This window comes from Acinetobacter portensis (genome assembly GCF_023158935.1).
Classification (GTDB): domain Bacteria; phylum Pseudomonadota; class Gammaproteobacteria; order Pseudomonadales; family Moraxellaceae; genus Acinetobacter; species Acinetobacter faecalis.
The window spans coordinates 1,365,056-1,390,128 of the sequence record NZ_CP096120.1; the positions used below are offsets into that span (position 1 = coordinate 1,365,056).

Genomic DNA, 25,073 nt, shown 5'->3' on the forward strand with positions numbered 1-25,073 from the left:
TTGTTTTATTTTCAGTTTAATTCATCAATAAATTGGCGATGACATGTGAAATACCACCTTTCCCTTTAATAATTTGTACTTTAGAACGAGAGGAAATAACAAACTCTATTTGACAAGCATTCACACATCTTCGATATTCAATAAATATTACTGTAATAATCAAACTTGATTAGGTTCAAACATGGAAGTTAAATTAAAAGAAATACAATATCGACAAGATGTTTTAGGTGCTGGTTATGAATCTGCAGATCTTGAATTTCCAGCAGATTATGAAGGTAACGTAATTGCAACTTTAGTGAGAAAAAAAGCACAGAAATCTACACATAAAGCTGTTCTATATATTCATGGATTTATCGACTATTTCTTTCAAACAGAAATGGCGGAAAAGTTTAATGAGCAAGGTTTCGATTTTTATGCGCTTGATTTAAGAAAATATGGTCGCTCTCACCTTGCTCATCAGCAATTTTATAATGTGCATAATTTGTCTGAATATGATGCAGAAATTAGCCAAGCGTTAGATATTATTGACTTAGAAAACCATAATTCCGTTTTACTTTGTGGTCATTCAACAGGTGGCTTAATCACAACGCTTTATGCAGCACATCATCCCTATCATCCTTTAATTAAAGCCTTATGGGTAAATAGCCCATTTTATGATTTTAATAAAACTGCTTTTGAACAAAAGTTTGGGATTCCGTGTATTAGCCAATTTGGGAAATATACGCCAGATTTAGAATTCCCAAGTGGCTTAAACCGCTGGTATACACCAAGTTTGCACCGAAGTATGTATGGAGAGTGGAATTTCAACTTAGAATGGAAAAAGGAAAAGTTTCCAAAAGTTCGTTTAAGTTTTATTCGTGCTATTTATGAAGCCCAAAAGGAAATTCATAAAGGTGTTTACCTTAGTGTTCCAACTTTAGTCATGTATTCAAACCGCACAACAAACCCAAAACAATGGAATTCCGATGCTCAACATAGTGATATTATTTTAAACGTAAAAGACATAGAAAAATATGCACTCAAAATGTCAGGCAATATTCAATTATGTACTATTAAAAATGGAATGCACGATTTAGTACTATCCTCAGCTCCTGTTCGCGAAAAAGTATATTCCGAATTATTTCAGTGGCTAAATTTTAAAATGTCTTAAAATTTTCAAGATATAATTTTAGTTAAATACGAACTTAGATTTTCTTCTATTTTACTGACTAAGTGGAAATTAAAACTGTGAATTAAATTTGAATTAATACAGTAAAAATCATTTTTAAAATATAATGAACTACTACTTTAATACATCAAAATATAGTTCTCATTTATGTCAAATTTTCCAGACACAATTTATGCAATTCAACATGTCGCATTTGAAGATTTAGGCTCTTTAGAAGATACATTTTATCAACTTGGCTTTCGTGTTCGTTACTTTGAAGCAGGTGTTGATGACTTAAGTAAAGCATATGAACATAAAGGATTAACCATTATTTTAGGTGGTCCAATTGGTGTTAATGAAACGGAAGATTACCCATTCATACAAAAAGAAATAGACTTACTAAAAGTTCGTTTGAGTAATGATTTACCGACAATTGGTATCTGCTTAGGTGCGCAGTTAATTGCAACCGCTTTAGGTGCTAAAGTTTATTCAGGTACTACAAAAGAAATTGGTTGGAGTAAATTAACCCTTACTGATCATCCTATAAATCCACTAAATACTCTGCAAAATATTGAAGTTTTACATTGGCATGGAGATACTTTCGATCTCCCTGAAAATGCTAAATTACTTGCAAGTACAGAAGCTTACCCGCATCAAGCTTTTTCAGTGAATGAGCATATTCTTGCTTTACAGTTCCATATTGAAGCTTCAGCAGATAGCATGGAAAAATGGCTGATTGGACATACCTGTGAACTCAGAAATGCTTCTATTAATATCTCAAAACTACGTGAAGATAATCAAAAATTTGCACCACAACTTGAACCTGTTGCAAGTCAAATTATCAAAAACTTTATGACATCTCTAGTAAATTAATTATTAAAAAAGAAGATCTAAGCTAAAACTTAGATCTTCTTTAAAATGTACTTTTATAAATACAAAACAATCTTTTACTAACAATAGCTTCGTTTGCTTAGGCTATTTTCTTTTACAAAATGGAGAATCTGAAAATCCACCAAGTTCTAAACTTTTACTCTACCGCTCTAAATAATAGTTCGCAGCCAGTAACATATGTGAGGCATTTTCTAATTGTTTGTTCTCTTCAGATATTTTTTTAATATCTTGGTAAGCATTAATCCGCTCACAAAATGCTTTATTTTGTTCAGCAAACGTCGAACTTGTATCTTCAGAATCTAAAACTACTTTCGTATTTTGAATAATTTGCATGTATTGATTCAATAAAGCATCATATTTTTCTTGGCTTAGTTGTTCTGCGTGCACAAACGATGCAAAACAACTAATCATAATTATATGAAACTTAATATAAAGTTTCATATATATTATGCCTCATCACCTTCTTTCCATACATCTTCATAATCATCGCCATCAATCATAAAGCGAAAACCTACATCTAAAGCTAAGTATGGAAGAACATCTGGCGCAATTTCTTGTAATTCGCGAACGGTCATGGTTTCAAAGTTATCAGTGCCTTCTTCAAGCTCACCACCATAAATATACCAGCTCACATTTTCATCAGTTTCAGACTTTTTACGAATACCTACTAAAGGATCTTTATTTAAAGTTTGAACTGCTACAGCAATGACATCATCGCCACTTACTTCAATATAAGCGGAACCAAACTCTTCACATAAAAGTTTTTGTTCTGAAATGAGTTCAGCCAATGCTGAAGCTTGTTGCGGATTTTTAGCCATATTGTCGATTTACTATTTAAAAACAATTTCACCTAGCTTAACGTAAATTGAATATTTTCCAATATCAGAGTAGGTATTTATTCAAAATAAATCCTACTCATTCAAACTTAATGAAATAAAAAAAGCACCCGAAGATACTTTAAGGAACATAAATACTTGTAAATTGTTTATATATAGAAGATTCCACGCCATCTTTATATATAAATCGAGAAATTACACCTTGATCTGTATGAATGTTAATTGATATCGCATTAGATTTTAAATCTGCCATTAAATTCTTAGGCACGACAATACTATTTTTAGAATGACGTAAATTAAAGATTACTTCTTGAGTTGTTTTAGCTTCAGGCACAAAACTGTAAGATTTCTTATCATTACTAAATATGACTTTTTGAATATCATAATAATGATAAAGACTGTCTAAGCTTACTTTTACATTGAAATTATCTTTTTTCTGATCATTCCAGCTTACAGTCATTAAAGGACAAAGTTCATTCGTTTGACACAAAGGTAATCCCTTAGTTCCTATATTTTCCTGTGTTAACGTTGCACAACCACTTAACAATACAAACCCAAGCATAAAAAATACATTTTTATTCAATGTTTCACCCTCTATTTAGCTAATACCTAAAAATTTAAATGCAGTTGTCGCTTTTAAATAACCATTCGCTTTCCCAGCATAAATATTAGACTGATCTTTTCCTAAATCCAACTTTAATGTTTGAGTTCCGCTAAAATTAATATCTTTTAAATCAATCCAAAATGTATTTGGTGATACAGCAGATTCAAAAAAGTAAAGTTTACGTTTATGATCTACAACTGTTCGCCATCTTGTTGATGAGATATTTGGCTCTTCTTCTGTATTTAAACCAAATGGAACTGAAACATTTCTAATTACACTAAAAACACTTGCTAAAGAATGTTCTGATGTTGCTTTTTTAGGAATGGCATTAATATAAAATGAAGCACGTGCAAATCGATCAGCAGCTCTATTTGTACCAGGTAGCATCGTAGTTCCACCAATTTGTTTCCAATATTCATCTAATGCAAGTTGTTTTTCAAACAATGGGGAATTCGTCATTACTTGATACTTTCGACTATGATGTATAACTTGCTTACCTTTGACATACTCAATAATTGCACTATCTCCAGATGCATCAGAAATAGATAAATGTAGTGTTGTTAACCTTGATTCACCTGGAACTGCATCAGAAACTACAATAAATGGTTCTTTTTCCAAAGCTTTTACTGCTTCAGCAACCGTTGAATAATTATCTAAAATATATTGAGCCCATAATGAAATACTTAAAGTTGGTTTTTTATTCTTTTCTATATTAGGATATTCCGATTCTACCAACCATAATAAATTTGCAGCAAGCCCCTTTTCATTCATTCCATCTGTTGTTGAAATATCATAGCCTGTTGTTACAACACTTCCATATTTAGATGTCCATTTAATTGAATTTTTTCCAGCTGAACCATCTCTACTTACATTATTTGGTAAAACCCATATATTAGAACCTACATCTACCTTCCAGTCCATTGATCTTGCAGTTATTACATTCTGCTCATCACCTAAATAAACAACACGTGTACATGCCATAGAGAATTCCCCAATGAACAATAACCCAGCGGTTAATAGCAATTTTTTTCATATTCAACAACCCCAACGTTTCAAATTTTTATTAAATATTATATATATCAATATTATAGTTCTTATATAAAAGCTAGTATTTATTTTTAAACAAAAAAAACAACCTATTTCACTTGGTTAATTTATTTCCCCACATAAAAAAACCCCCTCCGTATTGGAGGGGGTTTTAGAATTAATGAGCTGGCGATGACTTACTCTCACATGGGTAACCCCACACTACCATCAGCGCAAAGAGGTTTCACTTCTGAGTTCGGGAAGGGATCAGGTGGTTCACTCTTGCTATTGTCGCCAGCACAACTGTTTATGGACTTGTTCGGGTCTTATTTACATCATTTGATGTATGCCTTACTTCGTACCAAATAGAATACATTAACAGGTATATCTGAGTTGAACATTGTCTTACTAACTTTCTTCTGAATCAAGCTATTTTGCTTAATATCGAATCAATTGAGCTTTATACAACAACTGTTTGGGTGTTGTATAGTCAAGCCTCACGAGCAATTAGTATTGGTCAGCTTCACATATCACTATGCTTCCACATCCAACCTATCAACGTCGTAGTCTTCAACGGCTCTTTAGAGGACATAAAGTCCTAGGGAAATCTTATCTTGAGGTAGGCTTCCCGCTTAGATGCTTTCAGCGGTTATCCCTTCCGAACATAGCTACCCGGCGATGCGACTGGCGTCACAACCGGTACACCAGAGGTTCGTCCACTCTGGTCCTCTCGTACTAGGAGCAGATCCTCTCAAATTTCCAACGCCCACGGTAGATAGGGACCGAACTGTCTCACGACGTTCTAAACCCAGCTCGCGTACCTCTTTAAATGGCGAACAGCCATACCCTTGGGACCTGCTTCAGCCCCAGGATGAGATGAGCCGACATCGAGGTGCCAAACACCGCCGTCGATATGAACTCTTGGGCGGTATCAGCCTGTTATCCCCAGAGTACCTTTTATCCGTTGAGCGATGGCCCTTCCATACAGAACCACCGGATCACTAAGACCTACTTTCGTACCTGCTCGACTTGTGGGTCTCGCAGTTAAGCGCGCTTTTGCCTTTATACTCTACGCGTGATTTCCGACCACGCTGAGCGCACCTTCGTACTCCTCCGTTACTCTTTAGGAGGAGACCGCCCCAGTCAAACTACCCACCAGACATGGTCCTCGCTCCAGATTATGGAGCAGAGTTAGAACCTCAATATTACCAGGGTGGTATTTCAAGATTGGCTCCACCGCAACTAGCGTCGCGGTTTCAAAGCCTCCCACCTATCCTACACAAGTAAGATCAAAGTTCAATGTCAAGCTGCAGTAAAGGTTCACGGGGTCTTTCCGTCTAGCCGCGGGTACACCGCATCTTCACGGCGAATTCGATTTCACTGAGCCTCTGCTGGAGACAGCGCCCCCATCATTATGCCATTCGTGCAGGTCGGAACTTACCCGACAAGGAATTTCGCTACCTTAGGACCGTTATAGTTACGGCCGCCGTTTACTGGGGCTTCGATCAAGAGCTTCGCTTACGCTAACCCCATCAATTAACCTTCCAGCACCGGGCAGGCATCACACCCTATACGTCCACTTTCGTGTTTGCAGAGTGCTATGTTTTTAATAAACAGTTGCAGGGGCCTGGTTTCTGTGGCTGCCGATAGCTCAGGAAGCAAGTTCCATCACCGTCAGCAGCGTACCTTCTCCCGAAGTTACGGTACCATTTTGCCTAGTTCCTTCAGCAGAGTTCTCTCAAGCGCTTTGGTCTACTCGACCTGACCACCTGTGTCGGTTTCGGGTACGATTCCTGTGTAACTGAAGCTTAGAGACTTTTCCTGGAAGTATAGTATCAGCCACTTCGCTAATAAATTAGCTTGCTATCAGTTCTCAGCATAGAGTACCCCGGATTTGCCTAAGATACATGCCTACAACCTTTCACCTGGACAACCAACGCCAGGCTGACTTAACTTTCTCCGTCCTCTCATCGCATTACACAGAAGTATTGGAATATTAACCAATTTCCCATCGACTACGCCTCTCGGCCTCGCCTTAGGGGTCGACTCACCCAGCCCCGATTAACGTTGGACTGGAACCCTTGGTCTTTCAGCGAACGGGTTTTTCACCCGTTTTGTCGTTACTCACGTCAGCATTCGCACTTCTGATACCTCCAGCAGACTTCTCAATCCACCTTCATCGGCTTACAGAACGCTCCCCTACCACTTGCAATAAATTGCAAATCCGCAGCTTCGGCATATAGTTTTAGCCCCGTTACATCTTCCGCGCAGGCCGACTCGACTAGTGAGCTATTACGCTTTCTTTAAAGGGTGGCTGCTTCTAAGCCAACCTCCTAGCTGTCTATGCCTTCCCACATCGTTTCCCACTTAACTATAATTTTGGGGCCTTAGCTGGCGGTCTGGATTGTTTTCCTCTTGACTACGGACGTTAGCACCCGCAGTCTGTCTCCCGGATAGTACTCATTGGTATTCGGAGTTTGCATCGGTTTGGTAAGTCGGGATGACCCCCTAGCCGAAACAGTGCTCTACCCCCAATGGTATTCGTCCGAGGCGCTACCTAAATAGCTTTCGGGGAGAACCAGCTATCACCAAGTTTGATTAGCCTTTCACCCCTATCCACAAGTCATCCCCTGGCTTTTCAACGACAGTGGGTTCGGTCCTCCAGTTAGTGTTACCCAACCTTCAACCTGCTCATGGATAGATCACCTGGTTTCGGGTCTATGCCCAGCAACTAAACGCCCTATTAAGACTCGATTTCTCTACGGCTCCCCTATTCGGTTAACCTTGCTACTGAACATAAGTCGCTGACCCATTATACAAAAGGTACGCAGTCACCGGACACAATGCCGGCTCCCACTGCTTGTATGCATGCGGTTTCAGGATCTATTTCACTCCCCTCACAGGGGTTCTTTTCGCCTTTCCCTCACGGTACTGGTTCACTATCGGTCAGTCAGGAGTATTTAGCCTTGGAGGATGGTCCCCCCATATTCAGACAAGGTTTCACGTGCCCCGCCCTACTCGACATCATCATATAAGCCCTTTCGTGTACAGGACTATCACCCACTATGGTTGCACTTCCCAGAGCATTCCACTAGAACTTATATGACTTAATGGGCTGTTCCCCTTTCGCTCGCCGCTACTGAGGGAATCTCAATTGATTTCTTTTCCTAAGGGTACTGAGATGTTTCACTTCCCCTCGTTCGCCTTGCAACACTATGTATTCATGTTGCAATACCTACCTTATGGTAAGTGGGTTTCCCCATTCAGAAATCTCCGGATCACAGGATATTTGCCGCCTCCCCGGAGCTTATCGCAGGCTATTACGTCTTTCATCGCCTCTGACTGCCAAGGCATCCACCACATGCACTTAATTACTTGACTATACAACCCCAAACAGTCGTTAATCCCTACAAGTAGGATTAGCAACAGATCAACTAACAAGTTAGTCAATCATACAGTTGGCGTCTGTGCACTTAAGCACTGTACAGCTTCAATTAGATTCATATACCAAAACGCTTGATTCAGTTTAATCGCTAGTAAATCATCATTCTCGTAAACTCAGAATTGCTTCTTCGTTTTTAAGTTTGATGAGTTATGAACAAATTATTTCAACTCAAATATATTCTGTTAATGATTTTTCTAGCCTTCGTCAGGTCTAGAAACTGTGATAAATCACAGAACTTAATAAACTTAAACTCTATCGTTTAATTTACTAAATTCTATAATCTCTCAGCTTATATATCGTAAACGATATATGGTGGAGACTAGGAGAGTCGAACTCCTGACCTCCTGCGTGCAAAGCAGGCGCTCTACCAACTAAGCTAAGTCCCCAGCTTATCATATAGATTCAATGTCTCTGATTCTCTGTCTTACTCTGCAATTAATTGCTTCGTCAGTAGTGGTGGGTCTGACAAGACTTGAACTTGTGACCCCACGCTTATCAAGCGTGTGCTCTAACCAACTGAGCTACAGACCCTCAGGTACATCGTATGAAGAACAACTTGTTGTGGATTCTTACCAATCGTCAATCTTTCGTTAAGGAGGTGATCCAGCCGCAGGTTCCCCTACGGCTACCTTGTTACGACTTCACCCCAGTCGTCGGCCACACCGTGGTAAGCGTCCTCCTTGCGGTTAGACTACCTACTTCTGGTGCAACAAACTCCCATGGTGTGACGGGCGGTGTGTACAAGGCCCGGGAACGTATTCACCGCGGCATTCTGATCCGCGATTACTAGCGATTCCGACTTCACGCAGTCGAGTTGCAGACTGCGATCCGGACTACGATCGGCTTTTTGAGATTAGCATCCTCTCGCGAGGTAGCAACCCTTTGTACCGACCATTGTAGCACGTGTGTAGCCCTGGTCGTAAGGGCCATGATGACTTGACGTCGTCCCCGCCTTCCTCCAGTTTGTCACTGGCAGTATCCTTAAAGTTCCCACCCGAAGTGCTGGCAAATAAGGAAAAGGGTTGCGCTCGTTGCGGGACTTAACCCAACATCTCACGACACGAGCTGACGACAGCCATGCAGCACCTGTATGTAAGCTCCCGAAGGCACCAATCCATCTCTGGAAAGTTCTTACTATGTCAAGACCAGGTAAGGTTCTTCGCGTTGCATCGAATTAAACCACATGCTCCACCGCTTGTGCGGGCCCCCGTCAATTCATTTGAGTTTTAGTCTTGCGACCGTACTCCCCAGGCGGTCTACTTATCGCGTTAGCTGCGCCACTAAAGCCTCAAAGGCCCCAACGGCTAGTAGACATCGTTTACGGCATGGACTACCAGGGTATCTAATCCTGTTTGCTCCCCATGCTTTCGTGCCTCAGTGTCAGTATTAGGCCAGATGGCTGCCTTCGCCATCGGTATTCCTCCAGATCTCTACGCATTTCACCGCTACACCTGGAATTCTACCATCCTCTCCCATACTCTAGTCTCCCAGTATCGAATGCAATTCCTAAGTTAAGCTCAGGGATTTCACATCCGACTTAAAAGACCACCTACGCACGCTTTACGCCCAGTAAATCCGATTAACGCTCGCACCCTCTGTATTACCGCGGCTGCTGGCACAGAGTTAGCCGGTGCTTATTCTGCGAGTAACGTCCACTATCCAAGAGTATTAATCTCGGTAGCCTCCTCCTCGCTTAAAGTGCTTTACAACCAAAAGGCCTTCTTCACACACGCGGCATGGCTGGATCAGGGTTCCCCCCATTGTCCAATATTCCCCACTGCTGCCTCCCGTAGGAGTCTGGGCCGTGTCTCAGTCCCAGTGTGGCGGATCATCCTCTCAGACCCGCTACAGATCGTCGCCTTGGTAGGCCTTTACCCCACCAACTAGCTAATCTGACTTAGGCTCATCTATTAACGCAAGGTCCGAAGATCCCCTGCTTTCCCCCGTAGGGCGTATGCGGTATTAGCAGCCGTTTCCAACTGTTGTCCCCCATTAATAGGTAGATTCCTAAGCATTACTCACCCGTCCGCCGCTGAATCCTGTAGCAAGCTACTTTCATCCGCTCGACTTGCATGTGTTAAGCCTGCCGCCAGCGTTCAATCTGAGCCATGATCAAACTCTTCAGTTTAAAATCAGTAGTACCTTTAAAGGGTACCAATCTTGGCTCATCAATTTTCTGACAAATATTTCTCAAATAAACTTCGAGTAATTTCTACCATCAAATCAATGAAAATAATTTCGATTGATCAATCAGTAAAAATCCACACAAGTTGTTCTTCATAATCTCTTAATGATCTTCTTGTTGGTTCGTCACCAGCAAGCTCAACACCCAAACTCAACATTACGCTTCGTTCATTGCGTTGGTGTGCTGCGTATTCTATAGAGTTTCTTAGCAAGCGCAACCCCTTTTTATTAAATAATCTCAAATTCACACACACATGTTTACTTTTCATACAAAAATTAAAAATTAATGCTAAATTTACCGCGATTAGCTTAAAAATTAAACGAATATTTATAAAAAAAGCCACGTTATTCGTGGCTTTTTTAAATCTAGTTATTTTACTGCTCTGCTAACCAAGTCAAAAACTTCTGTCTTTCCACTTTAGATGCATTTTTCCATATTTGAATGAGGCGTTGATCTTGACCACCTTTTACACTCACATCTGTTGATATTTCTTCTTTTGGCTGATTTAACTTTGCTTGAGCCGTATATTCCGGTGATGGCTGTACATTTACTTGATTTCTATTTATTGACTCCCCCTCAACAAACAAATTACTCACAATACCTAAACCAGAGGTTTTAGCACCTTGCTGCTTAACCAATAATTGATTTTTACTATTATATAAACCAAATACAGGTTGCTTTGCGTAATCTCTCGCAGCATCTACATTTTTTGGCGTATCTATTAATGATAAATAATAAGTTTGATTATCATCCAATAATGGCGTTTTAATATTTACGATATTTGATCGTACAATTTCATGTGTTCCAATATTTCGATTTTCTTCAAAATACTGTGAATATCGAACAGAGATTACATTCTCACCTGTCTTTAATTGATGTGCTTTTTTATTAGAACTAAACAAGCCTGTATTTACTTCTTGCCCATTAATTGCCGCAATTTTTATTTCTTCTGACGTTGTTAATGTAATTGCTGCAAATGCAGGTGTACTCATCATTAATAAAGTAGCGAAAAAAGACCATCTTTTATTCATTAATACATATCTCATCATTTTTTACGTTTGATGGCACTATGAATGAGCTTAATGACACTTTCATTACAACTATTAATTCACTTGTTTTAAATAAAAAAAGAGTGCTTAAGCACTCTTTCTTCATATTAATTACAACATTAATTAAATGATTTAAAACGTTCAGCATCATCTATAAATGTTTTTTCGCCAGCAGGCGCTTCAATAGAACCAAATACTAGTTGAGCGCGTAGTTTCCAATTTGCAGGAATATCAAATGTTGTTGCAACTTCAGCGTCTACGATTGGATTGTAATGTTGCAATGAAGCGCCAATATTTTGTTCTGCTAGTGCAGTCCATACCGCAAATTGTGCAATTGCAGTTGAATGCTCAGACCAAACCGGGAAATTATCTGCATACAAAGCAAAGTTTTCTTGTAAGTTTTTAATTACAGATTGGTCTTCATAAAATAATACTGTACCTGTACCTGCCGCAAAACTTTGAATTTTCGCTTCAGTTGGTGCAAATGCTTCTGCAGGCACAATTTTACGTAATGTTTCTAACGTAATATTCCAAAATTTAGCATGAGATTCACCAAACAAAGTCACAACACGTGAAGATTGTGAGTTAAATGATGATGGACTTAAACGCACAGCTTGTTGAATTGTTTTTTCAATGTCTGCATTTGCAAGTTCTACATTTTTACCAATTGCATAAATTGTACGGCGTTTTTCTATATTTTTTAAAAATGACATTAGGATTCCTCTTTGATCTCACGATCACTCTTAATTCGTTATACACATCTTATAATTTTTAATTTTTAGATAAATACCCAATTTCATTACATAGTGTTTTATTAATAGAACAATCAATTAACATAGATCGTAAAATGGCTTTATTCTACGTGTAGATTTTTTAATTTCTATACACGCAGAACAATATAACCAATTTTAATGAAAAACTTTAAATTGCTGTTCGTAATCTATAAATGGTTTTTCAACTATTTCTTGCTCAATAGAACCGAATACAAGTTGTGCACGTAGCTTCCAGTTTTCATCAATATCAAAGGATTTTGCAATTTCTTCATCAATAATTGGATTGTAGTGTTGCAACGAAGCACCAATGTCTGAATCTGCTAAAGCAGTCCATACCGCAAATTGCGCCATACCAGATGTTTGTTCAGACCATATTGGAAACTCTTCTGCATCAAAAGGACGTTTTTTTTGTAATTGCTTAATAACCGCTTGATCTTCATAAAACAAAACTGTTCCATAAGCTTTTAAACATTGATCAATTTTCACAGCTGTTCCTGCAAAAATATTGAAAGGCACAATTTTACGTTGCATCTCCTTCACAATATTCCAAAATTTATGATGTGAATTACCATATAAAATAACAACGCGTGTACTTTGTGAATGATGTGCAGATGGACAACTTCGCACAGATTCTTGAATCAGCTCTGTTAAATAAGTTTGACTAAAACGAAGTTTATCGCCTAATTCGCTAATATTTCTTCGCTTTTTAAGCTGATCAATGAATGTACTCTCTTCAATCACACTGACATTTTTCTTTTTTAACTTAAAATCTTTTGTGATATCAGATGTCAAAACATGACCAATCTTATCTAATAATGCCATTACCTTTTCCCCAAAAAAATTGGCATGAATACTAGCTTTATTGTAATGATTTTATTTTTAATTAATTATCTATAAAAATCATTATTGATGCTTTTTAAATCAATCACTTACCCACAAAAAAATAAACTCCGCATTTAGCGGAGTTTATGTGACCTAATCAGCAGTTTTAATTTGAGCAATATTATTTATCTGTTTCAAATAATGCCGCAACAAATGATTTTGCAGAGAATGGTCTTAAATCATCAATTTGCTCACCAACGCCAATAAAACGAATTGGCACATGTGTGCGACTTGCTATGTTAAATAACACACCACCTTTAGCTGTACCATCAAGTTTGGTAATTGTAATACCCGTTAAGCCAACAGCTTCATCAAACATTTCAACTTGGTTAATTGCATTTTGACCTGTGCCTGCATCTACAACCAACATCACTTCATGTGGTGCAGTCGCATCACTTTTTTGCATAACGCGCTTAACTTTCGTTAACTCTTGCATTAAATGCCCTTTATTGTGCAAACGTCCTGCTGTATCTGCAATAAGCACATCTACACCTTTAGCACGCGCACTTTCAAAAGCATCAAAAATAACAGAAGCACTGTCTGCACCATGACCTTGTGCGACAACAGCAATATCGTTACGTTCGCCCCAAATTTGAAGTTGTTCAGTTGCTGCTGCACGGAATGTATCACCCGCTGCAAGCATTACTTTTTTACCTTCGCCTTGAAGACGTTTTGCTAACTTACCAATTGTTGTTGTTTTACCTACGCCATTTACCCCCACAACTAAAATCACATACGGCGATTTGTTTGGATCAATATGCATTGGTTTTACACGTGGTTCTAAAATAGCAACAAGCTCTTCTTGCAATGCTTTATATAAAGAATGCGAGTAAATTAGATCACCGCGGTTTGTACGTTCCGTTAAATTCGCAATAATTGTTTTTGTTGCTTCTACACCAATATCTGCAACAAGTAATTGCTCTTCAACTTCTTCTAATAATTCATCATCAATTTCTTTACCACCGATGAGAATATTCACCATACCATCGGCAAGGTTTTTACGCGTTTTCGTTAAGCCGCTTTTCATTCGGCTAAAGAAACCACCTTTTGCCTTTGTTTCTTCTTGTGCAACTTCTGTCGAAACGCTTTCTACTGCTGGTGTTGTTTCAACAATAGGCACATTAATTGAAGGTAAATTCGGTAACGTAACATCGTCATCACCGATGTCAGCATCAATTAAAAATTTATTCTGCCCATTAGATTGTTGCTGCATGCCGAATCCCTGAAAATACTGCATTAAAATAAAAGTGAAAGTCTAGCATAAATCACGTCGTTTTACGTTGTATTGATTTACATAGATTTGTCTGAACATTAAGCCTAATCAATCTTCAATAGATAAAGCAGGAAGTTCTGTTGCTTTGTTCATTTCAATTTGATGTGCATGCATAAGGCGAAGATATTGCCCAACTATAATGGTCTGTTGTTGCAATAATGCTTCTGCCATTTCTTGGCTTTCAGGATATATAGGCTGATTAGCAATTACTTTAACTTGCTGAAACTTGACGGAATCAATTGGGCGATATAACGCAACTGTAGACATCACCAAAATAATTGAAATAATAAAAAGAATGAACGCATTATAAATTTGCTCAAGCTTTAACTGAGCATAAAATTGCTTAATTTTTTGAATATTGCTGTACATGACCTACCTCGATTAAAGGTAGTTTATGGGTGTCTAAAATTAATCACAAGATATTCAGCTCAATTCTGCCTATATTTATAAGCAAAATTGAGCTTAAGCTAAGATTTAATGTAAAACAGGCGCTAGAAAAACAAAATATAAAACTATTGCGATAACAGCCAATACACCATACATAATTTTTACATGCGTTTGATTTTCCTCTTCATGATGATGCGGACTTTCATCAACAGAAAAACGCTCTAACTCACCATTGTATGCTTGATAAAATTCTGCACGCTGCTCTGCATTTAATTCACGTGTGTAATCATAAACACGCTTTTTTTGTGCAAGGCAAAAATCACCTAACCTTAATTCATTATGATAAATCGCTTCATCCAATTGCTTTCGATGTAATTGAGCTAATCCTATAATTTGAGCTTTATTGGGTGGTAAATCTAAAGAAAATCCATCTATAGTTTTTGACATTTAATTTCCCCTTATTTTAATAATCGATTGATGTTTTTTTTAATAATTCGTTCACACCTTACGCATAAGATCATTATTTAATCATTTAAACGCAACCTATTACAACAATCAAGCAGATTTATTTGACACTTCAAGCAATTTGTAATAATAGTTTAATAATAGAGTGTTAAAAATATCTAAAGACTCAAGATTGGTCTTTATAGTTTGAACATAATTACAATAAGGAGTTATATATGATTCAACAATTCTCTCAACAAGACTTAGAACATGTTTACGCAGATGCAGTAAATACAATCCAATACGAAATGAACTTTGCAGAAGCAGTTTCACAATTGGAAGGTGCAGCACGAGCTGGACATGGTAAAGCAGCAATGTTTTTAGCAGAACTTTATTATCAAGGTTTTCGCGTAGAACGAGATTCACTAAAAGCACAATTTTGGCAAAACCTAGCCACCATGCAAGCATAATTAAACGTCACTCAGGTGGCGTTTTTTTACGACCTTTTTCATATAATTTTACGATTCTACGCAAAGTTTAAACAATACTGTCATTATAAGTCCGTACAATAAAATCAAATCAGCAACTAAGAATGATTATGTATCAGGTGAATCAATTACACCCATTACCCAAAGATTTCTTTCTTAAAATTACAATTTTAAAATCGATGATGTACTGCGGTGTACTTTGGGGTTTGTATCATGAGGGCTGGGCGATGACTTCCGATCAAGAACATCACATTTTTCCTTTTTGGTTAAGCTGTTCTCAAGCACAGAAATATGCTCAAAAAAAATGGCCAAATTACACAGCGCGTAAAATTACCCCTGAAGATTTTCAAAAATCTTTATTACCCACCCTTACCCGTTTAAATGTTAAACCAACCTTATACAATTCAAATCACCAGAAATTTAAGTTTAGCCCGCAATTAATGAAATATTTTTTCTTTAATAAGCCAAATAAACTTCTTGCTTAACAGATATTAAATACACAGAACAAAGTACAAGGATGTACTGAACATTCACAAAAGATGACCATAAATATCTTTGTATTTATAAAATTTCACGTTAATTTAAAAAGAACTCAGAAGAACAATGAAAGAGGATAATTTGAATGAGCAATGTAGCATACGTTTTAAAAGATAAAGACAATACTGCTATATATACAGTAAAGCCAAATTCAACGGTTCTTGATGCTATTAAATTAATGGCTGATAAAGGTATTGGTGCGCTTGTAGTTACCGATGAAAATAATAAAGTTGCAGGCATTCTTTCTGAGCGTGATTACACGCGTAAAGTTGTTCTTATGGAGCGTACTTCTAAAGATACGCTTGTTAGCGAAATTATGACGGCTAAAGTTTTAACCGTACCTACAACAGCATCTGTAAAAGAATGTCTAAAATTAATGACCGATAAGCATTTACGTCATTTGCCTGTTGTTGAAAACGAGCAACTTTTAGGTTTTATTTCAATTGGTGACTTAGTAAAAATTGCGATGGAAGATCAAAACAAGTTAATTGATCAGTTACAGCAATATATTTCGGGTTGATTCATTAAGACACTTACTTAATATAGTAAGTGTCTTATATCTTTTTTAGAATGCCCTCTTTTCCTTTATGTATTTCTGTAAAAAATTTTCTTCTATTTTTTTATTACTTTCAAAGCGAATCCATTTATTCCCATCCCATGCCTCAGGAAACACTCCAAATCCTAGCATGCATAATTTACTTTCTATTTCAGGATAAAAAGCAAAAATCAATAACCTATATTTTATAAAATCAGCAATATTACGACTCGTAAAATAATCTATTTCGCTTTTTGATATTTCATAAGGTTTTATAAACAACCCATAATCTTTATTGTCAGTTGTAATTAAATCATCTTCGCTTATTTTAAAATTTGCCAGAAATACACTTTTCGAAAATTTCTTAAAAGTAGCCCTTGTATCACTTGAACATGCATCATCCATAATAAAATACATATCTTTTACTTCGAAGTTGTTATCAAAATACTCAACTTCTGTATTTCCATGTAAATTTATACAATATGTAGTAAAAACCACTAAAATAACTTTTTTTAATATATCCATATTTCTTTATTCTTTTCAATAACCATAGAGACTTCAAAAAGCCCTGAACTATTCAAGGCTTTTTTCATTTTACAACTTAATTTAAACCTAATTTATCTGCAACGTAATCAGAGTCTTTATCTCCACGACCTGATACGTTAACAACAATTTTTACATCTTTAGACATTTTAGGTGCTTCACGCAAAGCCCAAGCCACGGCGTGAGAACTTTCAAGTGCAGGAACAATACCCTCTACACGTGAAAGTGTCATAAATGCATCTAAACATTCTTGGTCAGTTGCAGATGTATATTCAACACGACCCAAATCTTTCAATAAACTGTGTTGAGGTCCAACTCCTGGATAATCCAAACCTGAGGCAATTGAATGAACAGGTAAAGGCTCACCATTTTCATCTTCAAGCACATAACACGCCATACCATGAATTTGACTTGGTTTACCCAAAGTTAAAGTCGCAGAATGCATATCTGTATCTAAACCATGCCCTGCAGGTTCAACACCAACGAGCTTTACATTTGGTTCATTTAAAAATGCTGTAAATGCGCCTAATGCATTTGAACCACCACCTACACAAGCAACAACATAATCTGGGTTTGCACCAAAACGTTCATTGGTTTGAACTTTAATTTCATCACCAATAATGGCTTGGAAATCACGTACCATCATTGGAAATGGATGTGGCCCCACAACCGAACCAATTGCATAAATATAATCTTTCGGATTTTTTAAATATTCTTCAAATGCGCTATCTACAGCATCTTTTAATGTTGCTGTTCCGCGCGTTACAGAAATTAGATTTGCACCTAAAATCTTCATTTTCACAACGTTTGGATGTTCTTTTTCAATATCGACCTGCCCCATATGAATTTCACATGGAAGACCAACAAGTGCACAAGCCGTTGCTAAAGCCACCCCATGTTGACCCGCACCTGTTTCGGCAATCACTTTGGTTTTACCCATATATTTAGCAAGCAATGCTTCACCTAAACAATGGTTAATTTTATGTGCGCCTGTATGGTTTAAATCTTCACGTTTTAAATAAATTTGTGCACCACCCAATTTCTCAGATAGACGCTTTGCATGAAATAACGGGCTAGGACGACCAACATAATGAGCGAACAAATCATTCAATTCATTTTGAAATTCAGGTGTCTTGCGAATTTCTTCATAAGCAACATTAATATCATCCATGGCTTGTTTTAAATCTGGCGGAATAAATTGACCACCATAACTACCAAAAAAGCCGTCTTCATTTGGTAAAGCAATGCCATTAATTTGATGATTCATCGTATTTCCTGAAAATATGCAGTCGTTAATCATGAGTAAATTTATACTAGAATATTTTCTTTCAAATCTCTAATAAATATAACTAAAGTTATTTATAGATAAATGGAATTAACGTGCTAGATATTTCGTTAAATCTTCAATGCCTTTGAGCGTCATAGGGTACATTTTATCTTCAAATATTTGCTTAATAAGCCCAATGGTATGTGTATATTGCCAATAATTTTCTTCTTCAGGATTCAACCACGCAGTTTTGTCAAAATGTTGACGCAAACGCTTTAACCAAACATGACCTGCTTCATCATTCATATATTCAACAGAACCACCTACAGACTGTAATTCATAAGGTGCCATACTCGCATCACCTACAACAATAACGCGATAATCTTTGCCATAAGTATTAAACAAATCTAAGGTGTTCATACGAGATGATGATCGGCGAATATTATCTTTCCAAACATAGTCATATAAACAATTATGAAAATAAAAATATTCGAGTGTTTTAAATTCCGTTTTGGCTGCGCTAAATAACTTTTCACATTGGGCGATATGGGCATCCATAGATCCACCAATATCAAATAACATTAATACTTTTACACGGTTACGGCGTTCAGGCACAAGCTGCACATCTAAAATACCTTGCTTAGCTGTTTCACGAATAGTGCCATCAATATCAAGTTCTTCAGCCGCACCTTGACGTGCGAATTTACGCAAACGACGTAACGCCATTTGCATTTGGCGACTACCTAAAATTTGCTCATCATCTAAATTACGATATTGACGCTGCTCCCAAACTTTTACTGCTGAGCGTTTACGCCCCGGCCCACCAATACGCACACCTTCCGGATGATCGCCATAAGCACCAAATGGCGATGTGCCACCCGTACCAATCATACGGTTTCCACCTTGATGCTTTTTATGTTGCTCACGTAAACGCTCTTCAAGCATTTTCATAAGTTCTTCTAATGATCCTGCTTTTTTTAGTTCTTCGCGTTGTTCAGGTGTTAAATGCTTTTCTATAAGCTCTAAATCGAACCAGTCTTTTGGGAGTTTATGTACTTGGTTTAAAAGTTCATCTAGGTCAAACGTTGAAATACCATCAAAATAATCTTTCATCGCGCAGTCAAATTTATCGAAATATCGCTCATCTTTGACCATTACAAGTTTTGCAAGTTGGTAAAATTTTTCTTGATCTGCAAAAACTAAACCTTCGGCTACCGCTTTATTTAAGTCAATCAGCTCTCGTGTAGATACCGGAACACCATATTTTCTTAATGTATAAAACAGCCGTACAAACATGATGATTCTTTCCTTGTCTTCTTACGCAATGCAGATTTATATCAATTCAGAAGATCTTTTTTCTGTCATTGATCACCATTATTATTAAATCCCGAACATGAGTAAAGAATGATTGATAAACGACACTGTCACTGAATAAAAATAAAGCCTCTAAAAAGAGGCTTCCATTGCTAGATCATTAAAGCTTTTCTACCAAAATACGGTCAATTTGTTTTAAACCTGAAGTTTTTTCACGGTTTTTACGACGCACTTTAATAATTTTATCTTCATCCATATCTTGCAACAGCAATTCAACTGCAACCATTGCTTCAAGTGGTAGATCTTCGCCAATCCATTTTTGCTCACCTGCATCCATCAAAGTAACTTCATCACTGATTTGCTCATATAAACTCATCTTTCATCTCACTTTATTTGCATTGAACAATTACTTAACCCACGAAGTATAAGGTCAAAATAAAAAAATAAAAGACGCCCCAATATTGGGACGTCTTTTAAGACTGTTAATTTAAAAAATTAAGCAGTAATTTCTTTTACAGCAGCAACTACAGCTTCAGTTGTAATACCGAAGTGTTGGTATAAATCTTTCGCAGGAGCAGATTCACCGTAAGTTGTCATACCAATTACGCGACCATCTAAACCTACAAACTTCCACCAGTAGTCAACGTGCGCAGCTTCAACCGCAACACGAGCACGAATCGCAGCAGGAAGAACTTCTTCACGGTATGCAACATCTTGTTTAACAAACTCTTCAGCACACGGCATAGAAACAACACGCACACCTTCAAGTTGTGCATAAGCTTCCATTGCAAGTGATACTTCTGAACCCGTTGCAATAATAATTGCTTTTAATTCGCCTTTTTCTTTCGCAAGAACATAACCACCTTTCGCAACATCAGCAATTTGTGCATCTGTACGTGTTTGGAATGGTAAGTTTTGACGAGAGAAAATTAACGCCGTTGGACCTTCTGAACGTAACAATGCAGACTTCCAAGAAATAGAAGCTTCTACAGTGTCACATGGACGCCAAGTATTTAAGTTAGGCGTACCACGTAAAGATGCAATTTGTTCTACAGGTTGATGTGTAGGACCATCTTCACCAAGACCAATTGAGTCATGTGTATAAACATGAATTACACGTTGCTTCATAAGCGCAGACATACGTACCGCATTACGTGCATATTCCATGAACATTAAGAATGTAGCTACGTAAGGAATGAATCCACCGTGAAGCGCAACACCGTTTGCAATTGCAGTCATACCAAATTCACGTACACCGTAATGTACGTAGTTGCCCGCAGCATTATCTTGAATGCCTTGTGCACCTTTCCAAAGTGTAAGGTTTGAACCTGCTAAGTCAGCAGAGCCACCTAAAATTTCTGGAAGTTGTGGAGCAAATGCTTGAATTGCATTTTGACTCGCTTTACGAGAAGCAATAGTTTCAGCTTTTGCATTTACTTCAGCAATATAAGCATCTGCTTTTGCAACAAAGTCAGCTGGAAGTTCACCAGAAAGACGACGTTTAAGCTCAGCAGCTTCTGTTGGATATTTTGCCGCATACGTAGCAAAAGTTTCGTTCCAAGCAGCTTCAGCTTGAGTACCTTTTTCTTTTGCATCCCAAGCGCTATAAACATCAGCAGGAATAACAAATGCTTCTTCTGTCCAACCTAAAGCCTGACGCGTTAATGCAATTTCATCATTACCTAAAGGAGCACCGTGGCAATCTTCTTTACCTTGTTTATTTGGTGAACCTAAACCAATAATTGTTTTACAAATAATAATTGTTGGTTTGTTCATTTCAGCTTTCGCTTCCAAAGTTGCTGCACGTAATGCATCTGCATCGTGACCATCAACTTTAAGCACTTGCCAACCGTAAGCTAAGAAACGTTGTTCTGTATCGTCAGAGAACCAACCTTCTACTTCACCATCAATTGAAATACCGTTGTCATCGTAGTAAGCAATAAGTTTACCTAAACCTAAAGTACCCGCTAATGAACATGCTTCGTGAGAAACACCTTCCATTAAGCAACCATCACCCAAGAAACAGTAAGTGAAGTGATCAACAACTTTAATGTCATCTTTGTTGAATTGCGCAGCTAAAGTTTTTTCAGCAAGTGCAAAACCAATTGCATTTGCAATACCCTGACCTAAAGGACCTGTTGTCGTTTCAATACCAGGTGCATAACCTAATTCTGGGTGACCAGGTGTTTTAGAATGCAATTGACGGAAAGATTTTAAATCGTCAATAGAAAGATCATAACCAGTCAAATGTAACAATGCATAATGAAGCATTGAGCCATGACCATTCGACAATACAAAACGGTCGCGGTTTGCCCATTGTGGGTTTGTTGGGTTGTGACTTAAGAATTCACGCCAAACGACATCAGCGATATCAGCCATCCCCATTGGAGCGCCAGGATGTCCTGAATTTGCTTTTTGCACAGCATCCATTGCCAATACACGAATTGCATTTGCAATACGACGTTCATTAAGCGGGGTTGTCATAGGTCAGTGTCCAAGATAAATCGTTTAAAGAAGTTTAGATGAATATAAATTCAAAGATAGGTGTATTGTCTTAAAAAAACACCCTAGCGTAAAGTGCGATAGACAAGATTTATCTATTAGATACACAAAAGACTAAAAATCTATCTCATTATTTAGATAGAAGCCGAATATTCATATTTTTTTAGTATGTATTTAGCGCTCTTATATGAATAAAAATAATGATTAAATAAATTAATTGCCTCTTAATAAGTAAATATCAGCAAGACAAATAACAACATCAGTTAATTTGATGCATAAATAGGGCTATTTCCATATTTTTCGATAAGTTGAACTAGTCCATAATCCCAAGAAGTTGTACTATATTGCAACTTTAGAATTTAACTGTGTTAGGACTTATGCGCGAGTACGCTGTATTTACTTCAGAATCTGTAAGCGAAGGTCATCCTGATAAAATGGCTGACCAAATCAGTGATGCTATTCTGGATGCAATTTTAAAAGAAGACCCATATGCACGGGTTGCTTGTGAAACGCTTGTAAAAACGGGTGCTGTTGTACTTGCTGGTGAAATCACAACAACAGCAAATATCGACTTTGAAGCGATTGTTCGCAACACTGTGAATGGTATTGGTTATCACCATTCAGATCTTGGCTTCGACGGTTCTACTTGTGCCGTAATTAATATGATTGGTAAACAATCTCCTGAAATTGCTCAGGGTGTTGACCGTCAAAAACCTGAAGATCAAGGCGCTGGTGACCAAGGCTTAATGTTTGGTTACGCAAGCCGTGAAACTGACGTACTTATGCCAGCACCAATTTCATATGCGCATCGTCTTATGGAAAAGCAAGCACAACTTCGTAAGCAAGGTACTTTAGCTTGGTTACGCCCAGATGCTAAAAGCCAAGTAACGTTTGCTTATGAAAATGGTAAACCTGTTCGCTTAGATGCTGTTGTACTTTCAACTCAACACGACCCTTCTATTACTCAGTCTCAATTAAAAGAAGCTGTAATTGAAGAAATCGTGAAAAAAGTTATTCCTGCTGAAATGCTTCATGCTGGAACTAAATTCCATATCAACCCAACAGGTAAGTTCGTGATTGGCGGCCCTGTAGGTGACTGTGGTTTAACAGGTCGTAAAATTATTGTAGATACTTACGGTGGTATGGCACGTCACGGTGGTGGTGCTTTCTCTGGTAAAGATCCATCTAAAGTTGACCGCTCTGCTGCTTATGCTGGTCGCTATGTAGCAAAAAATATTGTTGCTGCAGGTCTTGCAGACAAGTGTGAAATTCAAGTGTCTTATGCAATTGGTGTTGCAGAACCTACTTCTATTTCGATCAACACTTTTAATACTGCAAAAGTATCTGAAGATTTGATTATTGCTTTAGTACGTGAACACTTCGACTTACGTCCATATGGTATTACACGTATGCTTGATCTTATTCAACCAATGTACCAACAAACTGCTGCATATGGTCACTTTGGTCGTGAAGGTTCTGATACTGCATTTACTTGGGAAAAAACAGACAAAGTTGAAGCACTGAAAGCATCTGCTGGTCTATAATCTATATAGATTACCCATAAAAAAAGCCTGCATTTATGCAGGCTTTTTTTATAACTCTTTATTTATGTTTATCGCTAATGACCTTAAAGAAACTCTCTGTCACTGGTATTTCTCTATAGTCTGTAAAATATAATTGTGTCATTTTTAAAATAACCACTAGCGCCAAACATGTGATTGAACAAAACATCCAAAAACCATAAGGACTTTTAATATTGTGTGAACCACAATTTGGACATTCTTTTTCTGATGCCATAACTGCTTGATTACAACAATTACAGCGATACTGTGTAGATAGCATAAGAACCTCCTTTATTCACTTTTTTATTTTTATTTCAAAACTTAAATATTCTGTTTTGTTATTTAACAATATTTGATTATTAATTGTGCATCAAGTCACATTTGTCGTTTTTTACATAACAACACAAAGTATATTTAGAATTCTTTAAGTGTAGAATCTCCTTTTCAACTCAAGGAGTACAACATGGTTCAATTAATTAAGAAAGGCGGTTTAAGAGAAAGAGCGAACAGAAGTCGCAAATATAAAGGCTCAGAAAATACTGAAACCACATTAAAACCCAATACCTATGAGAATACTCAAAAAAAAGAGGAAACTACTGTTCCCTCATCTTCAAATCAAGTTCAATCTTCAGAAGAAAACTCTAGTATTTAGAACATCACAAAAGCTTCATAACACAACACAATTGCAAATATTAAAAATAAAGAGCCTGATAACACATCGATATAAGCGCCTGCGCGTTGATAAGCATCTTTAATTTTTGGCTGAGATACAATCATCATTAACAATGTAAAGGTAATAAAAGTTTGTATTGGAATAATGAAAGCCAATTGTGTTTTTAGATATTCTCCTGCATTAGCACTTAGTGCTAAAGAAAATACGCTACTGAAATAAATTAAAGTTTTAGGATTAGCAAGATTGGTAAATAAACCTAATAAAAAATAATTTTCTTTCGTCTTTTCTACAACAACTTCATCATCAGCTTGCACCTTGCTCTTTAAAGCAGAAATACCACCTTTCAACATTGCCCAGCCCATTTTGGCTAAAAATAGACTCCCAACAAACATTAAAACTTGTTGAATCCAAGGAAATTGTTGGGTTAATACTGTAAAGCCAAGTAGTGTTAAAACCACCCAAACCACAATACCTACAGAAATACCTAAAATAATTTTTAAGGTATTCGTACGCGTTGTAGATGCCGAACTTTTTGCAATGAGCAAAACATCAGGTCCTGGGCTTAATTGAGCAACAAAGTGAAGTAAACAAATGGTTAATAACAAAGACATAAATCAAACTAATTTTTAAAATTTAAGCGATTATACCTTTAGGTACATATTTTTACGCTACTATTCAAACTCAAAAACATAAAAAAAGCCGAGACATTT

At 37.3% G+C, this 25,073-nt stretch carries 25 protein-coding genes, 2 tRNA genes and 3 rRNA genes; 7 read left to right on the forward strand and 23 right to left on the reverse strand.

Going from position 1 to position 25,073, the window contains the following annotated elements; genetic code table 11:
• Window positions 1–181 precede the first annotated feature (181 nt).
• Window positions 182–1,150 (forward strand): alpha/beta hydrolase, encoded by a 969-nt coding sequence (locus MZO21_RS06750; RefSeq protein WP_154771528.1) that lies wholly within the window; start codon window positions 182–184, stop codon window positions 1,148–1,150.
• A gap of 165 nt (window positions 1,151–1,315) precedes the next feature.
• Window positions 1,316–2,020: a glutamine amidotransferase gene (locus MZO21_RS06755; protein WP_154771527.1), complete on the forward strand. Its 705-nt coding sequence runs from the start codon at window positions 1,316–1,318 to the stop codon at window positions 2,018–2,020.
• Between the two features lie 159 nt (window positions 2,021–2,179).
• Here the strand turns inward: MZO21_RS06755 and MZO21_RS06760 are convergent, their stop codons facing one another.
• From MZO21_RS06760 to MZO21_RS06835, 16 genes are all read right to left on the reverse strand, one after another.
• Window positions 2,180–2,425, reverse strand: coding sequence for a hypothetical protein (locus MZO21_RS06760; protein WP_248101130.1), 246 nt, complete (start codon window positions 2,423–2,425; stop codon window positions 2,180–2,182).
• Between the two features lie 59 nt (window positions 2,426–2,484).
• A complete protein-coding gene (locus tag MZO21_RS06765) occupies window positions 2,485–2,856 on the reverse strand; it encodes an immunity protein Imm33 domain-containing protein (protein ID WP_154771525.1) in 372 nt (123 codons plus the stop codon).
• Between the two features lie 139 nt (window positions 2,857–2,995).
• Window positions 2,996–3,457: a hypothetical protein gene (locus MZO21_RS06770; RefSeq protein ID WP_228273419.1), complete on the reverse strand. Its 462-nt coding sequence runs from the start codon at window positions 3,455–3,457 to the stop codon at window positions 2,996–2,998.
• A gap of 15 nt (window positions 3,458–3,472) precedes the next feature.
• Entirely contained in the window at window positions 3,473–4,459 is a 987-nt protein-coding gene (locus MZO21_RS06775; RefSeq protein WP_154771524.1) for a linear amide C-N hydrolase, read from the reverse strand.
• Window positions 4,460–4,688: 229 nt separating this feature from the next.
• Window positions 4,689–4,803, reverse strand: a 5S ribosomal RNA gene (gene rrf / locus MZO21_RS06780).
• A 187-nt stretch (window positions 4,804–4,990) separates the two neighbouring features.
• A 23S ribosomal RNA gene (locus MZO21_RS06785) occupies window positions 4,991–7,885 on the reverse strand.
• Window positions 7,886–8,259: 374 nt separating this feature from the next.
• Window positions 8,260–8,335, reverse strand: a tRNA-Ala gene (locus MZO21_RS06790).
• 68 nt (window positions 8,336–8,403) lie between these two features.
• Window positions 8,404–8,480, reverse strand: a tRNA-Ile gene (locus tag MZO21_RS06795).
• A gap of 60 nt (window positions 8,481–8,540) precedes the next feature.
• Window positions 8,541–10,077 (reverse strand): 16S ribosomal RNA (locus tag MZO21_RS06800).
• Together the 16S, 23S and 5S rRNA genes with 2 tRNA genes alongside form the textbook arrangement of a ribosomal RNA operon.
• Before the next feature lie 118 nt (window positions 10,078–10,195).
• Window positions 10,196–10,345, reverse strand: coding sequence for a hypothetical protein (locus MZO21_RS06805; RefSeq protein WP_154773613.1), 150 nt, complete (start codon window positions 10,343–10,345; stop codon window positions 10,196–10,198).
• Window positions 10,346–10,508: 163 nt separating this feature from the next.
• Window positions 10,509–11,165, reverse strand: coding sequence for a DUF2057 family protein (locus MZO21_RS06810; RefSeq protein WP_154773614.1), 657 nt, complete (start codon window positions 11,163–11,165; stop codon window positions 10,509–10,511).
• Window positions 11,166–11,302: 137 nt separating this feature from the next.
• A complete protein-coding gene (locus MZO21_RS06815; protein WP_154773615.1) occupies window positions 11,303–11,896 on the reverse strand; it encodes a nitroreductase family protein in 594 nt (197 codons plus the stop codon).
• 195 nt (window positions 11,897–12,091) lie between these two features.
• On the reverse strand, window positions 12,092–12,778 hold the full coding sequence (locus MZO21_RS06820; protein WP_154773616.1) for a nitroreductase family protein: 687 nt from the start codon (window positions 12,776–12,778) through the stop codon (window positions 12,092–12,094).
• Window positions 12,779–12,959: 181 nt separating this feature from the next.
• Window positions 12,960–14,051 (reverse strand): signal recognition particle-docking protein FtsY, encoded by a 1,092-nt coding sequence (ftsY, locus tag MZO21_RS06825; protein ID WP_154773617.1) that lies wholly within the window; start codon window positions 14,049–14,051, stop codon window positions 12,960–12,962.
• 108 nt (window positions 14,052–14,159) lie between these two features.
• Window positions 14,160–14,480 carry a hypothetical protein gene (locus MZO21_RS06830; protein WP_154773618.1) on the reverse strand — a complete coding sequence of 107 codons (321 nt, stop codon included), beginning with the start codon at window positions 14,478–14,480 and terminating at the stop codon, window positions 14,160–14,162.
• Between the two features lie 105 nt (window positions 14,481–14,585).
• On the reverse strand, window positions 14,586–14,945 hold the full coding sequence (locus MZO21_RS06835) for a hypothetical protein (RefSeq protein ID WP_154773619.1): 360 nt from the start codon (window positions 14,943–14,945) through the stop codon (window positions 14,586–14,588).
• A gap of 233 nt (window positions 14,946–15,178) precedes the next feature.
• On the opposite strand from MZO21_RS06835, the gene MZO21_RS06840 reads away from it, so the two are divergent.
• The 3 genes from MZO21_RS06840 to MZO21_RS06850 all read left to right on the forward strand — a co-directional run bounded on the left by MZO21_RS06840 (window position 15,179) and on the right by MZO21_RS06850 (window position 16,487).
• A complete protein-coding gene (locus MZO21_RS06840) occupies window positions 15,179–15,412 on the forward strand; it encodes a hypothetical protein (protein ID WP_154773620.1) in 234 nt (77 codons plus the stop codon).
• A 128-nt stretch (window positions 15,413–15,540) separates the two neighbouring features.
• On the forward strand, window positions 15,541–15,915 hold the full coding sequence (locus MZO21_RS06845) for a DUF2750 domain-containing protein (protein ID WP_154773629.1): 375 nt from the start codon (window positions 15,541–15,543) through the stop codon (window positions 15,913–15,915).
• 137 nt (window positions 15,916–16,052) lie between these two features.
• A complete protein-coding gene (locus tag MZO21_RS06850) occupies window positions 16,053–16,487 on the forward strand; it encodes a CBS domain-containing protein (RefSeq protein ID WP_154773621.1) in 435 nt (144 codons plus the stop codon).
• Window positions 16,488–16,532: 45 nt separating this feature from the next.
• On the opposite strand, the gene MZO21_RS06855 is transcribed toward MZO21_RS06850, so the two are convergent.
• The 5 genes from MZO21_RS06855 to tkt all read right to left on the reverse strand — a co-directional run bounded on the left by MZO21_RS06855 (window position 16,533) and on the right by tkt (window position 22,110).
• Complete coding sequence (locus tag MZO21_RS06855) at window positions 16,533–17,027, reverse strand: hypothetical protein (protein ID WP_154773622.1); 495 nt, start codon at window positions 17,025–17,027, stop codon at window positions 16,533–16,535.
• Between the two features lie 76 nt (window positions 17,028–17,103).
• Complete coding sequence (gene trpB, locus MZO21_RS06860) at window positions 17,104–18,312, reverse strand: tryptophan synthase subunit beta (protein WP_154773623.1); 1,209 nt, start codon at window positions 18,310–18,312, stop codon at window positions 17,104–17,106.
• 108 nt (window positions 18,313–18,420) lie between these two features.
• Window positions 18,421–19,608 carry a vWA domain-containing protein gene (locus MZO21_RS06865; protein ID WP_248103828.1) on the reverse strand — a complete coding sequence of 396 codons (1,188 nt, stop codon included), beginning with the start codon at window positions 19,606–19,608 and terminating at the stop codon, window positions 18,421–18,423.
• Between the two features lie 178 nt (window positions 19,609–19,786).
• Window positions 19,787–20,002, reverse strand: coding sequence for a hypothetical protein (locus MZO21_RS06870; RefSeq protein WP_154773625.1), 216 nt, complete (start codon window positions 20,000–20,002; stop codon window positions 19,787–19,789).
• 119 nt (window positions 20,003–20,121) lie between these two features.
• Window positions 20,122–22,110 (reverse strand): transketolase, encoded by a 1,989-nt coding sequence (tkt, locus tag MZO21_RS06875; RefSeq protein ID WP_248103831.1) that lies wholly within the window; start codon window positions 22,108–22,110, stop codon window positions 20,122–20,124.
• Between the two features lie 395 nt (window positions 22,111–22,505).
• On the opposite strand from tkt, the gene metK reads away from it, so the two are divergent.
• On the forward strand, window positions 22,506–23,672 hold the full coding sequence (gene metK, locus MZO21_RS06880; protein WP_154773627.1) for a methionine adenosyltransferase: 1,167 nt from the start codon (window positions 22,506–22,508) through the stop codon (window positions 23,670–23,672).
• 58 nt (window positions 23,673–23,730) lie between these two features.
• Here the strand turns inward: metK and MZO21_RS06885 are convergent, their stop codons facing one another.
• Window positions 23,731–23,970 carry a hypothetical protein gene (locus tag MZO21_RS06885; protein ID WP_154773628.1) on the reverse strand — a complete coding sequence of 80 codons (240 nt, stop codon included), beginning with the start codon at window positions 23,968–23,970 and terminating at the stop codon, window positions 23,731–23,733.
• Between the two features lie 183 nt (window positions 23,971–24,153).
• On the opposite strand from MZO21_RS06885, the gene MZO21_RS06890 reads away from it, so the two are divergent.
• Window positions 24,154–24,342, forward strand: a complete 189-nt coding sequence (locus tag MZO21_RS06890; protein WP_154773741.1) for a hypothetical protein — start codon at window positions 24,154–24,156, stop codon at window positions 24,340–24,342.
• On the opposite strand, the gene MZO21_RS06895 is transcribed toward MZO21_RS06890, so the two are convergent.
• Window positions 24,339–24,974: a LysE family transporter gene (locus MZO21_RS06895; RefSeq protein WP_154773742.1), complete on the reverse strand. Its 636-nt coding sequence runs from the start codon at window positions 24,972–24,974 to the stop codon at window positions 24,339–24,341. The two genes, MZO21_RS06890 and MZO21_RS06895, sit on opposite strands and share 4 nt — an antisense overlap.
• Window positions 24,975–25,073 lie beyond the last annotated feature (99 nt).

Excerpts from the sequence above, each read along its gene's own strand:
- MZO21_RS06835 (WP_154773619.1), bottom strand. The coding sequence starts at position 14,945 with ATGTCAAAAACTATAGATGGATTTTCTTTAGATTTACCACCCAATAAA.
- MZO21_RS06840 (WP_154773620.1), top strand. The coding sequence starts at position 15,179 with ATGATTCAACAATTCTCTCAACAAGACTTAGAACATGTTTACGCAGAT.
- MZO21_RS06850 (WP_154773621.1), top strand. The coding sequence starts at position 16,053 with ATGAGCAATGTAGCATACGTTTTAAAAGATAAAGACAATACTGCTATA.
- MZO21_RS06765 (WP_154771525.1), bottom strand. The coding sequence starts at position 2,856 with ATGGCTAAAAATCCGCAACAAGCTTCAGCATTGGCTGAACTCATTTCA.
- tkt (WP_248103831.1), bottom strand. The coding sequence starts at position 22,110 with ATGACAACCCCGCTTAATGAACGTCGTATTGCAAATGCAATTCGTGTA.
- MZO21_RS06815 (WP_154773615.1), bottom strand. The coding sequence starts at position 11,896 with ATGTCATTTTTAAAAAATATAGAAAAACGCCGTACAATTTATGCAATT.
- MZO21_RS06775 (WP_154771524.1), bottom strand. The coding sequence starts at position 4,459 with ATGGCATGTACACGTGTTGTTTATTTAGGTGATGAGCAGAATGTAATA.
- MZO21_RS06890 (WP_154773741.1), top strand. The coding sequence starts at position 24,154 with ATGGTTCAATTAATTAAGAAAGGCGGTTTAAGAGAAAGAGCGAACAGA.
- MZO21_RS06830 (WP_154773618.1), bottom strand. The coding sequence starts at position 14,480 with ATGTACAGCAATATTCAAAAAATTAAGCAATTTTATGCTCAGTTAAAG.
- MZO21_RS06895 (WP_154773742.1), bottom strand. The coding sequence starts at position 24,974 with ATGTCTTTGTTATTAACCATTTGTTTACTTCACTTTGTTGCTCAATTA.
- MZO21_RS06865 (WP_248103828.1), bottom strand. The coding sequence starts at position 19,608 with ATGTTTGTACGGCTGTTTTATACATTAAGAAAATATGGTGTTCCGGTA.
- MZO21_RS06750 (WP_154771528.1), top strand. The coding sequence starts at position 182 with ATGGAAGTTAAATTAAAAGAAATACAATATCGACAAGATGTTTTAGGT.
- MZO21_RS06870 (WP_154773625.1), bottom strand. The coding sequence starts at position 20,002 with ATGAGTTTATATGAGCAAATCAGTGATGAAGTTACTTTGATGGATGCA.
- metK (WP_154773627.1), top strand. The coding sequence starts at position 22,506 with ATGCGCGAGTACGCTGTATTTACTTCAGAATCTGTAAGCGAAGGTCAT.
- MZO21_RS06845 (WP_154773629.1), top strand. The coding sequence starts at position 15,541 with ATGTATCAGGTGAATCAATTACACCCATTACCCAAAGATTTCTTTCTT.
- MZO21_RS06855 (WP_154773622.1), bottom strand. The coding sequence starts at position 17,027 with ATGGATATATTAAAAAAAGTTATTTTAGTGGTTTTTACTACATATTGT.
- trpB (WP_154773623.1), bottom strand. The coding sequence starts at position 18,312 with ATGAATCATCAAATTAATGGCATTGCTTTACCAAATGAAGACGGCTTT.
- MZO21_RS06755 (WP_154771527.1), top strand. The coding sequence starts at position 1,316 with ATGTCAAATTTTCCAGACACAATTTATGCAATTCAACATGTCGCATTT.
- MZO21_RS06885 (WP_154773628.1), bottom strand. The coding sequence starts at position 23,970 with ATGCTATCTACACAGTATCGCTGTAATTGTTGTAATCAAGCAGTTATG.
- MZO21_RS06820 (WP_154773616.1), bottom strand. The coding sequence starts at position 12,778 with ATGGCATTATTAGATAAGATTGGTCATGTTTTGACATCTGATATCACA.
- ftsY (WP_154773617.1), bottom strand. The coding sequence starts at position 14,051 with ATGCAGCAACAATCTAATGGGCAGAATAAATTTTTAATTGATGCTGAC.
- MZO21_RS06810 (WP_154773614.1), bottom strand. The coding sequence starts at position 11,165 with ATGAATAAAAGATGGTCTTTTTTCGCTACTTTATTAATGATGAGTACA.